The following is a 12,030-nucleotide window of genomic DNA, read 5'->3' on the forward strand; positions in this document are numbered from 1 at the left end:
CCGTGTCCCACCGCTTGGCGGGGGGACTACAGGGGGGCAAAAAGCAAAACAAAATTGCCCCCCCGCAAAGCAGGGGGGAGAATACTGGGTGAACTGCACCAAGCGATGAACTGGTCGTTCTGCCTAACAAAATCCAAAATCCAATATCCAAAATCCGAAATTGTGGGACTGGATACATACGAACATCCGAACGCTCGATGCCAGAGGTGGAATAAAGCCCTTTCCGGACTACGAATTTGCGCGCCGGATGGTCGAATGCGCATCAGCGAACCGGCTTCTCCTGATCGCCAAATCGCGCCAAATGCTGGCCACCTGGTCTATTGCAGCGGTGCATCTCTATCGGGCACTCTACGAACCTTCGGGGCTTTACCTCTTCCTCTCGAAGGGTGAGCGCGACTCCCGGGAGTTGGTCAAACGGCTCAAGGTGATGATCCGCGAACTGCCGGAAGGTCTGGGAGAAGGTATCAAGGTGAAGGAGGGTGAGACGACCTTTCCCAATGGGAGCCGTATCATTGCCCTGCCGGCGACCGAATCGGCCGTCCGGATGCACAGCCCCGCCGGCGTCTTCTGGGATGAGATGGCTTTCACACCGCGGTCGGAAGGCATCTGGACGGCGGTCAAGCCGGCGGTTGACTCCGGGGGGACGTTCATCGGCGTCTCAACCCCCAACGGCACCGACAACGTCTTCTACCGCCTCTGGAGCGATGCTCACGACGCCTGCGCGAAGTTCCGGCTGCACTGGATGGAGCATCCGCTTCGCGACGAAGAATGGGAGCGCAGTGCCCGGCGCGGTCTTTCCGAAGAACGCTGGCGGCAGGAACAGGAGATCGACTTCAGTATCCTGGCGGACCGGGTCTATGGCGAGTTCGATCCGGAACTGCACATTCTGCAGGAGACTTACTTCTGGCGGAGGGGGCGCGGGCGGACCTTTCGCAGCATCGACTTCGGCTACCGCAATCCCTATGTGATCTGGGCGGAAGCACTGCCCGACGGCAGTCTGGTGGTTTTCGACGAATGGGAGGGGAGCGACGCGACGGTCGATTCTATGGGGCTGGCGATACGGGCGGTCGATTCCCGCAACGGACTGGCCGAGAGCGATGTCATCTGGACGGCTTGCGATCCAGCCGGCGAGCAGCGCACCGACAAGGGCCTTTCGTCGGTTGAACGGCTGAGGCGGGAAGGCTTTCATATCGTCCACCGGCCGTCGGAAATCCTGACCGGCGTCGATCTCGTAAAATCGCTGCTAAGGGATGCAAACGGCGCGGTGCGGTTCCGCTTTGCGCCGCAATGCGTCCGGACGATTGAGCATATCCGGCATTACCGGTGGGACCCGGCGGGTGGCCGCAAACCCTACAAGGACGATGTCCACGACCACGCCATGGACGCGCTGCGCTACCTCGTCGTCAGTTTGCTGGACGGCAGCAGGCCGGCCTGGTCCGGGGCGCGGGTAGCCGGGGTGGGAAGGTGATGCGCAACGCCAAAACCCCTATTTTTTCGGCTTCAATGAAGGAGGAGTAACCTGCGGGCGAGGCTTGGATGGAGGTGGATTCACCCCCCCTGTCTTTTCCATGCCCCTTAAAGGGGTTCGCGCGGGTGTTGAATCGGATGATGCCTTGCTTTCAGACATTTAGTTGATTCTCCTGACTTTCGGATGATGAGACACCGCCCTTGAGCGGGATTTCCAAGGTGATTTGACCCAACTCGCGTTGAAGATAAACGAAGGAGGTGTCGTAAAGATGCATTCCCTCCTGCGCTGTATATACTGCGACGTCTTGCAAAAGAAGTTCCCGCGTCTGACGTGATTCAGAATACTTGGCGACATAGCCATAGTATAGCAGATCGGCAGTGTGATCCCGGACAAATAACCAACCGCTGTTGACTTTGGAATCCGGGGAGCTTAGGAATTGCTCCCAAACATCCTCTTCGCCATATCGGCGGGTTGCACCGATGAGTATCCCTAGGCGGTTTGCCCAAGCGAACTTCCAGGCATAGGAGAGGATGTATGTCAGTGCCACCCCGGCAAGCGTCCCATAGCCGAGCAGTTTGGTGTCAACCCTTGCCTGGCGATCCAAGAAGAGGGCGATGGGATCCAGGGACTTCATGCCGGGAATCAACAAACTGGCAATGCCTACAAGAAGATACGAGAGAAATGCATAGAGGAATATTCGCAGGACGACTTCCAAGCCAGACTGTCCTGCCGATGCGATCAACTGCCGGCTGATGAAATAGCAGACCAACCCCGGCGTCACAATCACCAGCAGCCGAAGGGTCAGTTCGTCGATGTTCAAGTTTATTCACGGGTTAGTAACAACGTGAACCAGTTACTATTACAAAGATAATCGACCAGTTTGCACAACGCAAATAAGGGACATCTGCAATGAACCTATTCAAACGACGCAGGAATCTTGACGCGCGGACGCTCGACGGCCTGGTGCAGGTGCGCGGCAGGAAACGGTTGCTCGATGCCATGGCTGTCATCACTCCAACCCCGCGCCCCTCCCCGGAACGGCATCTGAGACGGGTTTGGGAGCCGCGCGGTCTCGAGCGGGTGATGCGGGGATCGGGCCGCTTAGAGACCGCCGGGGGTGGACTTTCATACGGCGGCAGCCGGGTGGCTTTGCACCGCTACCTGCGCGATTCGATTCCGATCATTTCGGCGGGCGTCTGGGCTTGGACGCGGCTCACCGCCACACGGCTGAACCGGACTCTGGAAGGCCCGGCCGATCAGCGCCGTGCGGCGGAGAAATTGCTTGAAGCCCTCGACGACCGCCTTCTCGAAGCCCCCTATGGCCGTGGATCGGGATTCGTCAAACTGGCCGAAGGCTACTTTCTCGAACTGTTCACTACCGGCCGGTGCGCCCTCGAGGCCGTCCTCAAGGATGATGGAAAGGGCATCGACCACGTCCGCTTCGTCGATCCCGAGTCGATAGGCTGGGAAGCGACTCCGGACGGCTGGCGCGCCTTTGTCTTGCGCCCGGCAGGCGACGGCGTGACGGCGGCGCAGCGTCGCCGCAAAGTGCCATCGGGCATCGATGAGAATACCGAAAAGGTCTATTTCGATCCGTGCTACTTCTTCTACGGAACGCTGGGGATCGACTTTGCCAACCCTCTCGGCTCGGAACCGCTGGCTTGCATCCCGTTTGTCAGCGAGATCGAGCAACTGATGCTCGAGGATATGGCGCGGTCATCGCATAATGCCGGGACCCCGCGGCTGCAAATCAAGATCGGCCGGCCCGAGCGGTTCAGTTGGGAGGGCGACTACGAATACACCGAACGTGCCAACCGGTTCTTCAACGAAGTGGTGGCGCAGTTCGGCAACCTCGAGCCAGACGACAACCTCTTCACCTGGAGCGATGTCGAAGTTACACTGGTCGGCGGATCGGGCAAGTCGTGGGAATGGCGGCTCAACCGCGAGCAGGTGATCGAAGATGTCATCACCGGGCTGAAACTCTTTCCCTGGGTGTTGGGCCGGACGCACCGTTCGACGCAGAACTGGGTCCAGTCGCAATACGATCTGCTGATGCAGGTGGTGCAGTCGCATCAACTGACCGGCGCGGGAGTTGCCGACTGGGTCGCCAATCTCGAACTGCAACTGAACGGCACGGGCTGCGTCGCGCGGAATGAGTTCGACCGCCATCCCGATCCGTTCCGGTTGGAACGTGCCCAAGCCGAACGCGCCGAATTCGACTGCATCGACCGAATGGTCGAGCGGGGCTACATCTCGCAGGAGGAAGGCAAGCGGAAGTTAGGGCTTTGATTTCCGTTCCCCTCGTTTGCAGAGGGCATCGCAGGGCGGAAATCTGAAGTTGAAGCAAGAAGTGTTTGGCGTGAGTGCCAAATCCCAAATCCAAAACCCAAATTCCAAATCTATGGACTGGCTATATCGGGAATTATCGGGGCTATTGCTGCCCGATCCGTCGAAAGGCGGCGACGACGACATCATTGCAATCAACAATCTACCTAATCCACCGCCGGTGCCGGTAACGGCGCGCGACGTTCAGATCCGTCGCTGCCGTCTGGCGGGAGATGCCGTCGATGCCGGATTTGGCCGCTTCCGGACGGCCGACCTGCCGAGACTTCTACAACTGGTACAAGGCGCTCCGGCGCTGGTCGGGCATCGCAAGGAAGGCCTCGGTGTAGCCCGGTTTTTCGGCGGCAGCCTGGAAAAGGACGACCGGACCGGCATAACCTATGTCGTGCCGAAGTTCTATTGGATGCGGGCTCATTCCGCCGCCGAAGACCTTCGCGTCAACATCGACGGCGGCATCTGGTGCGAGGCCTCGCTCGGCTTCTCGTTTCGCCGTCCGACCTGCTCGGTCTGCGGCGAAGATGTCCGCCGGTGCGATCATACGCCGGGGCGCGACTATGACGGCAGCGCGGCCTATTTCTACTATGACGACATCCTGAAGGTCTATGAAGGTTCCTTCGTCTTTCGCGGCGCTCAGCCGGGAACCGGCTTCGCGCTCGCGGCACCGAATGGCCAAATGCCGGTCAAGGTCCATCGCTTCAGATATCGGGGTGAGTGGTATGAAGTGAGCGAGTAAGCGGGTGATTGAGAAAGCGGGCGGAAAATCGTAAAGGCTCAAGGCTTAAGGCTAAAGGCTTATGGCTTAATGTCCAATTCACAACTAACAAAGGTCTATCGATGAGATTCTGCAAGATCATTTGCGCGCTCGGTGCTGTTCTCTTCGATTTGTCGTTCGCTCAGCCGGGCGTGTCGCCGGTCGGTACAGCCTCCGACTTCCTGTCGAGCGAACACACTCCCGTCATCTGGAGCGGCTCGGGCCGGATCAACGGAGCGGGGAATACCTATACGACATCCTGGCTGCAAATCGGTTACAGCCCATCAGTTGCGGCGGTCGATAACAGCAACATCGCCCGGTTCAACCCGGAGCGATTCACGCTGACTCTGAAGGTGTCGAATTACAATGTCGGGGATTCGGCGGTGGTGGGTTCAGCGCGGTTTGAACTGGCTTACGACACTACCGCGGCGGCTGCGTGGAGCGCCGATTCGACGAACCGGTTCATCCAGTCGGGCGGGTTCAACCATCCGCTCTACGGGCAGGGAGTCTATGAGGCGTTGTTGGATACGGCGCGGCGGTGGGACTATCCGTTGCGCATCCCGCGCGGCGGATTCATTCGCTTTGTCTTCGGGACTACGACGGCGGATAGCGTCAACATCGCTTGGACGCTTTGGGGGGAGAATTGATGAAAGGCTCAAGGCTTAAGGCTCAAAGGATGCTGCTGGCGTTCCTCGCCATCGGGCTCTTGACGGCGAGCGACATTGGCTCGTGGGGTCGGGGCGGTTCGCCCAAGTTCAAGGGCGGTGCAGTCGTTCTCCCGACGGTCTTCAACGATACGCTCGACGTGCTTGGTCGGACGACGCTGAAGGACAGCCTCTCGCTTTGGAACGGCGATTCGCTGGTCTTCAGTGCGACGAAGGCGGGGCGGGTTCTGGCGCGGACACCGACGGCGCTCGGCGCTTCGACGGCGATGGGTCTGTTCCTTGACAATCGGGCGGCATCGACCTCCGGCGTAACGGCGCAGGTATCGCCCTCGCTTCGCTTTCGGGGAACGGCGTGGAAGAGCGCGGCAACTGCCCAGTCCCGCACTTTCGACTGGCAGATTTGGAATCAGCCGGTTGCGGGATCGAGTGCCATCACCTCGAACCTGCTCTTTCAAGGCTCGAACAACGGCGCGGCTTATACGACGCCGATGACGCTTACGAGCGACGGCGCACTCACGACCACCGGAGCTATCACCTCCGGCGGGGATGTGAACGCGGAAGGCTCATCGGGGACATTCAGAAGTGCCGGCACGAGCGACACTCGTGTCCGCGCGGGCGGAGCAACCAATAACGACCTTTATCTCTTTGCCTCCTCTGGTGGGGCAGGGTCTGGTCGGATTCGGGTTGCGGCACTGGCAGCGGCGGGTTGGACAGGCAACCGGTCGTCCGGTCTCCTTGAGGTAACGACCTACTACAATCAGGGCGGTGCGCAGACCGGCGTTGACTTTCAAATCAACCGCTCGGACAGCGGAGCGGGGCTTGGCTTTGGCAGCGACATTCAGCGCCTCATTCGCTGCCTTGTCAATGGAGCGGCACAATTTGTCGTCAACCGGCACGGAGTGTATGCTTCTACCTGCGAAAGTCAGACCTTCGGTCCGGGAGTTATAACCTTTGCCGTCATCTCCAACACTATGCGCCTCACCGGCGACGGGGGCGGCAATACCATCGGCACTATCACCGGCGGGGAGAACGGACAGACCCTAACCCTCATCTTCCTCAACGACAAGATTACCATCACCGACGACGCGACGGAAGCGGCGAACTCGGTGAATCTCTCGGCGGCGTTCACGAGCGTGGACGGGACGGTCTTGCAACTGGTCTTCGACGGCACGAGTTGGCGGGAGGTCTCAAGGAGCGTGAACGGATGACGATAAGTTTCAAGTTTCAAGTATCAAGAACAACCGGAGGAGCAATGACCTATCGGATTGAAGACAGCGTCTTGATTGCCGAAGCCGAGACGCCCGAAGAAGCGCTCGAACTGGGCGCCAAAGTGAAAGCCATCGGAACCCGCGAGCAGATAGCAGAATCCTGGCAGCAGGCGTTAGAGTCGGCGCAACGCTGGGCGGGACTCATCGAAGTCTATGACAATCTTGCGGAGTAAATATGACCAAATCCGACCGCGAGGCGATGGATCAACTTCTGGGCTTGCACCTCGACCCGCTGAAAGAGCAACTTCACCGGCATGACGAGTCGCTCTACGGCAATGGCCGGGAAGGCCTGGTCGTCGAAGTGGACCGGCTCAAGCAACGTTCCGAAGCCGCAACGCTCTCCCGCAATCGCCGGGCTGCGCTGTGGGTCGGAGCCGTCGTCGCCGGCATCGGGAACACGCTCGCGTTCCTATTTCAGTTGATCAAGTGAACAAGTGATCAAGTGAGCAAGTGGTCAAGGGGGAATATATGAGTCTGTTGAAAAACGGCTCTTAGGTGTAATTCGTCAGCACCCCCCCTTCATTCCCCCACCTACTTAGTAGGGGGGGCAAAGGGGAGGTAGTTATTCAGCAAACTCACTTAAGAAGAAAGCATATGAAATCGATTCTCTCTGACTCGGACGGCAATTTGTCGTCAAACCGGCTTATCTTCGTGCTCGGCTGGATCCTGGCGCTCGGGGTATGGCTGTTTGAATCTATCACCGGAGCCGGGATACCCGAACTTCCGGAGTCGCTCATCTGGCTGCTCGGCATCCTAACCGGCGGCAAGGTCGGTCAGAAGATCGTGGAGCGGGAGCGGAGCGGGAGGACGTCCGACGATGCTCCGTTTTAAAACCGACGAGGTAGCCGGTGAGTGGCGTGACGGACGCCTAAGTTTGCGGCTCCGGGCGGTGGTGCGGTTCGTCGATTCGTGGGTGAAGGAGCAATGCGGCTTCGACATCGTCCTGACGTCGATCTTTCGGCCGCAAACGACCGATTCCGGCGTTCACGCAACCTGGCGGGGCGTCGATATCCGAACCCGCGACTGGCCGGAGGGTGTTGCCGAAACGCTCGCCCGAGAGGTGAACCAGATCTTCAGATATGACGTCTCTCGTCCGCAGATGAAGACGGCGCTCGTTCACGACGTCGGGCAGGGGACTCATCTGCACTTGCAGGTGAAGGCGGGGGAGGGGGCGTGGGGGTGAGGGGAAGTTGAATCACCCATCCTTGTTGACCACCTCGGATTGACAAGTATCGCCGCCGATCGTATATTGATTTACTTTAATCCTATTACACGTGAGATGAGCACAATGCCAAGAGCTATCAGGCTATTGTTGGAAGCAACTTCGACATTCAGGCTCTTTCCCGACGAACCGCCTCGTTTGCCAACAGGAGAAACTCTTGTTGAGGCACTGGGAAGTCTCCGGCCCAAAAGCGTTGAAGAGGCTCTTGCCAGTGACTGGCAGCGTGTAGGCGAAGCGCTGTGGTCTGCAATGAACAAAGTCCGAGATCAACATCCGGAACTGAGCTTTGAATCCAAATCGCGCTGAGCGACGAAGAAGCGAGATAGATGCAAGACGGCGGCCCGATCCGTTGTCGATTGTCAAAGGTAGTGAGACTAAGGTCAATCTTCATTACGGCCCACTACCCCCACCAGATATATTGAAGGGCTATGATGATGTATTGCCAGGTCTTGCCGAGACCATAACGACTCAGTTCATACGTGAAAGTGAACACCGCAGAAGCGAAGAGAAGTTGGACAGCGAAGCCATGCGATTGGAACTTAAGGCTGCGAGATCGGCATTCACCCGAGCGCAGTGGTTTGTGCTGACTCTTGGCGTTCTTACTTTAACCATTGCCGGTATTTTGGCCTATAAGGGTGCGTATGGTTGGGCTAGCGGCTTCGGGTTGCCTTCACTCGTGGCCGTTGCCACAGCTTTGCTCACCAGTGTACGCAAAGGAAAAGGCTCTTAGAAGGGTGCCAGCAACAACTCGAATAGCTCACTCTCACCTGCCCGACCGGTTGCAATCGGTTGGGCAGTGCCTTATCTTGAGGCTTTCTAATCAAAGGTTCCCCATGCGCCGCACCATCATCATCGCCTGCGGACTCGTCTTTGCCGGCTGCCAGGGCAACGCCCAGGAGAAGGTCAAACTCGACACCCAGGCCGACAAGGTCAGTTACTCGATCGGCATCGACATTGGCCGGTCCTTTAAGATGCAAGGTATCGAGATCAACACCGCCGCCTTCCTGCAAGGCCTTAAGGACGGCATCGAAGGCTCTGGGCAGATGCTCAGCGACGAGCAGATGTCGCAGACGATGCAGCAGTTCCAGTCCGATATGATGAACAAGGTCGCCGATGCCGACAAGCCGGCCGCCGACCAGAATCAAAAGGAAGGCGAAATGTTCCTTGCCGAAAACGGCAAACGGCCCGGCGTCGTTACGACCGCCAGCGGTCTGCAATACGAAGTGATCACCGAAGGCACCGGCGATCGCCCGACCGCGGAATCCTACGTCACCGTCCACTACCGCGGGACGCTGATCGACGGCAAGGAGTTCGACTCTTCCTACAAGCGCGGCGAGCCAACCTCGTTCCCCCTCAGCGGCGTCATTGCCGGCTGGACGGAAGGCCTCCAGTTGATGAAGGTGGGGTCAAAGTATAAATTCTTCATTCCGCCCAACCTCGCCTACGGACCGCGTGGAGCCGGATCGGACATCGGCCCGAATGCGACGCTGATCTTCGAAGTCGAGTTGATCGGGTTGCAGAAGTAAGGGAGCGTGGGGTACTTCCAGGTGCTCGCTTACAACGAGAGGTGATATTTGAACGTCGTCCCACGCAGGCTGAAACCCAGATCGGAAGGACTCGACTGGATCCCCGCCTGCGCGGGGATGACGAAGCAGGGGTATTACGCTTATTTTCTCAAGCAGATGAAGGGCGGTAGCCCTACCCACTAATCAGCACCCGAATCGTCGTGCCCCGATCGGGCGCCGACTCGGCGACGAAAATGCGCCCGCGGTGAAAGTCCTCGATGATCCGCCTCGATAGTGAAAGCCCCAATCCCCACCCCCGCGGCTTGGTAGTGTAGCCCGGACGGAAAATTTCCCGATGAAGGCGTCGCGGCAACCCGACGCCTTCATCGCTCACGTCGATCGCGACCCTTCGACCCGGCTTCGATCCGATCACCTTTAGCGCCCCCGAGCGGCCTTTCATCGCCTCGGCACCGTTCTTGACCAGATTCTCAATAACCCATTCGAAGAGCATCGGGTTGACCGCAGCCTGAAGGTCAGCCGGAACTTCGACGGTTATGGCAACCTGATTGCCGGCGGTCTCGGGCAGACGGCGGCGGATGTAGTTTGCTGCCGATTCAACCACCGGCTTCAGTGCCGTCCTTGTGAGCGGCGCGGAAGAGCCGATCTGGTTGAACCGCTCGGCAACGGTCCGAAGCCGCTCCAGATCGCGCGCCATTTCTTCCTTCATTGCCGGATCGCCGCCCCGTTCGCCGAGCAGTTCAACCCAGCCGTAAAGCGAGGTGAGCGGCGTCCCCAACTGGTGTGCCGTTTCGCGCGCCATACCGACCCACACCGACCGCTCTTCACCCTTCTTGATGCTGACGAATCCAATGTAGCCGATGAGGATCAAGCCTCCGACCAGTGCCACCTCGATATAGGGGAGCAGTCGCAGCCGTATGATCTGGGGTGTGTCGCCGTAGCAGAAGTAGAAGGTAAGATTGAATTCCGGAATGGCGATTTCGACCGGTTGATTACCGGCACTTAGCCATTCGCGCTGGTAGTCCGCTGCCCGCAGTCTTGCGGCATCATAAGGAAGGGCTTCGAGTTCCGGCACTCCGGACCAGGACATCGGCAGTCCCTGCCCGTCGGCGACGATGAGCGGGAAGTCCTTGGTCGCCATTTCGGAGAGATAGGCGTTTAGCGCAGCGTCATCACCGGCGGTGAAGAGGGACTTGAACCGCTCGACCTTAAGCGTCAGGTAACGGCGCGACGACTCGCGAAGATCGTTCACCATCCGGTCGGTGTAGTAGAGGACGCCGAGAACGATCGCGACCGCCGCTGCGAACATCGCCCCCTTGAAACTGCCAATATAGCGATAGGGGATGATCATAGCGCTCCTTACTCCCCACTAATCAGTGAACCGGGTGCATTTGGGCGCGCAGTGTCCGGTAATCGCCACGTTTCAAGTCAAGGCGACGCATCCAGATCATCATCAGTCCGGCCAGCATCCAGAGGGCGCTGCTGATAGCCAGCGTCACCGGGCGTCCGAAGAGGCTCATGGAGGCCAGTCCCAGGAGCGGCGCAAACGAGCCCCTGATGCTCGTCGCAGCCACATGCACCGACTGATAGATGTTCGAGTCCTCACCGCCGGAAAAGCGGATAGACGAAAGATTCCATAGCACCACGACGCCGCTCATCGCGATACCGAAAACGGCGAACGCCGTATGAATGGCCATCAGCCGTAGGGTGCCGGTGAAGAGCAGCGCGGACAGCAGCAGCAGCGGATAGGTCGCGAGCAGCCAGAAGGTCAATGTCCCCATCCGGTGCGGCGTCGAACGGTCGAAGAACCGTCCGCAGACCGGAATAGCCAGGATCATTGCGGTCTTCATCACCGCGCCCTGGGCAGTGCCGATCTGACGATAGGTTAACTCGAGGTCGTCAACAAGATAGAGCGGCACCACCGGCAGGATCATCATGAAGGCGATGCCGTAGAGCATGAAAGCGGTCTCGAAGCGGAGGAAGTCGGGGCGCTTCGTCAGCAGTTCGATCATCTGGGCTACCGGTCGGTAAGCGAGACGGCCGCCCAGTTCGACCCGGTCGCCGGATGCCCGCCGAGTCGGTATCGTCCCCAAAAGATAGACTGCGCCAAAGAGGATAAGCGCCATGGGGAGGAAGATATGGCGATAACCGGTATCGACACGGTCCATGTAGATGCCGGCTCCGAAAGCCAGAATCCCCGCGATGCCCATCGCCAGCGACTGTGCCAGGCCATAGACCCGCCCGGTGCGCCGGGGATCGGTATGCTGCTGCAAGACCCGGTTCTCCGCCTGCCCGAAGAGCGCTTGAATGAAAAGATGATAGAGCAGCCAGATAGCCAGCAGGTGTCCGACCCCGGAGAGAAACATCCCGCTCGCCACCGAAAGCGCGCCCAGACTGCCGAAGAGGAGGATGAACTTCCCCTGACTACGGCCTTGCATCAACCTCGCCCACCAGAGCGACGAGGCAGCGCCGAGCGGGGCGATCATGGTCAGCGCGGTTACCTCAAGGGCCGAGGCTCCGAGCGACTTACGGGCGATCACTTCTCCGAATCCGAGCAGACCGGGAACCGCCCCCATCAGTGCGGCATAGGTCATATACCGCGTAAGGTGCGAGGGTGACTCGGCTCTCTGACCCGCGACAGGCACTTCCGGAGCGGTGGTGATGGCGCCCGCCTCCTGAAGGTAGTGACGGGGCCGGAAGCGGATCAAGCGACCGATGATGGACATAGGGATATATTACGACCGGAGCAAAGCAAAGATGCGAAGTTAGGCAGTGTTGGCGCTGCGTTTT

Annotated in this window: 14 protein-coding genes; 11 read left to right on the plus strand and 3 right to left on the minus strand. The window is 59.1% G+C overall.

Annotated features, from left to right (window positions below; all coding sequences use genetic code 11):
* Positions 1–160: 160 nt before the first annotated feature.
* Complete coding sequence (locus FJY67_01825) at positions 161–1,468, plus strand: hypothetical protein (GenBank protein MBM3328196.1); 1,308 nt, start codon at positions 161–163, stop codon at positions 1,466–1,468.
* Positions 1,469–1,619: 151 nt separating this feature from the next.
* Here FJY67_01825 and FJY67_01830 read toward each other — a convergent pair whose 3' ends face one another.
* Positions 1,620–2,288, minus strand: a complete 669-nt coding sequence (locus tag FJY67_01830; protein ID MBM3328197.1) for a hypothetical protein — start codon at positions 2,286–2,288, stop codon at positions 1,620–1,622.
* An 89-nt stretch (positions 2,289–2,377) separates the two neighbouring features.
* Between FJY67_01830 and FJY67_01835 the strand changes: the two genes are divergently transcribed.
* The 10 genes from FJY67_01835 to FJY67_01880 all read left to right on the plus strand — a co-directional run bounded on the left by FJY67_01835 (position 2,378) and on the right by FJY67_01880 (position 9,243).
* Positions 2,378–3,757, plus strand: a complete 1,380-nt coding sequence (locus FJY67_01835; protein MBM3328198.1) for a hypothetical protein — start codon at positions 2,378–2,380, stop codon at positions 3,755–3,757.
* A 112-nt stretch (positions 3,758–3,869) separates the two neighbouring features.
* Positions 3,870–4,544 carry a hypothetical protein gene (locus FJY67_01840; GenBank protein ID MBM3328199.1) on the plus strand — a complete coding sequence of 225 codons (675 nt, stop codon included), beginning with the start codon at positions 3,870–3,872 and terminating at the stop codon, positions 4,542–4,544.
* Between the two features lie 101 nt (positions 4,545–4,645).
* The gene (locus FJY67_01845; protein MBM3328200.1) at positions 4,646–5,209 is read left to right on the plus strand and encodes a hypothetical protein; all 564 of its coding nucleotides are present in this window, start codon (positions 4,646–4,648) and stop codon (positions 5,207–5,209) included.
* Positions 5,209–6,435, plus strand: a complete 1,227-nt coding sequence (locus FJY67_01850; GenBank protein MBM3328201.1) for a hypothetical protein — start codon at positions 5,209–5,211, stop codon at positions 6,433–6,435. Before FJY67_01845 ends, FJY67_01850 begins: the two co-directional genes overlap by 1 nt.
* A gap of 44 nt (positions 6,436–6,479) precedes the next feature.
* Positions 6,480–6,668 (plus strand): hypothetical protein, encoded by a 189-nt coding sequence (locus FJY67_01855; protein MBM3328202.1) that lies wholly within the window; start codon positions 6,480–6,482, stop codon positions 6,666–6,668.
* Between the two features lie 2 nt (positions 6,669–6,670).
* A complete protein-coding gene (locus FJY67_01860; protein MBM3328203.1) occupies positions 6,671–6,925 on the plus strand; it encodes a hypothetical protein in 255 nt (84 codons plus the stop codon).
* A 164-nt stretch (positions 6,926–7,089) separates the two neighbouring features.
* Positions 7,090–7,326, plus strand: coding sequence for a hypothetical protein (locus tag FJY67_01865; GenBank protein MBM3328204.1), 237 nt, complete (start codon positions 7,090–7,092; stop codon positions 7,324–7,326).
* Entirely contained in the window at positions 7,313–7,678 is a 366-nt protein-coding gene (locus FJY67_01870; GenBank protein MBM3328205.1) for a hypothetical protein, read from the plus strand. The genes FJY67_01865 and FJY67_01870 overlap by 14 nt, the downstream gene beginning before the upstream one ends.
* Before the next feature lie 325 nt (positions 7,679–8,003).
* On the plus strand, positions 8,004–8,447 hold the full coding sequence (locus tag FJY67_01875; protein MBM3328206.1) for a DUF2335 domain-containing protein: 444 nt from the start codon (positions 8,004–8,006) through the stop codon (positions 8,445–8,447).
* Positions 8,448–8,550: 103 nt separating this feature from the next.
* Positions 8,551–9,243 (plus strand): FKBP-type peptidyl-prolyl cis-trans isomerase, encoded by a 693-nt coding sequence (locus tag FJY67_01880; protein ID MBM3328207.1) that lies wholly within the window; start codon positions 8,551–8,553, stop codon positions 9,241–9,243.
* Positions 9,244–9,415: 172 nt separating this feature from the next.
* Here the strand turns inward: FJY67_01880 and FJY67_01885 are convergent, their stop codons facing one another.
* Positions 9,416–10,591: a HAMP domain-containing histidine kinase gene (locus FJY67_01885; GenBank protein MBM3328208.1), complete on the minus strand. Its 1,176-nt coding sequence runs from the start codon at positions 10,589–10,591 to the stop codon at positions 9,416–9,418.
* A 22-nt stretch (positions 10,592–10,613) separates the two neighbouring features.
* A complete protein-coding gene (locus FJY67_01890; GenBank protein ID MBM3328209.1) occupies positions 10,614–11,966 on the minus strand; it encodes an MFS transporter in 1,353 nt (450 codons plus the stop codon).
* Positions 11,967–12,030 lie beyond the last annotated feature (64 nt).

This window comes from Calditrichota bacterium (assembly GCA_016867835.1).
Lineage (GTDB): Bacteria > Electryoneota > AABM5-125-24 > Hatepunaeales > Hatepunaeaceae > VGIQ01.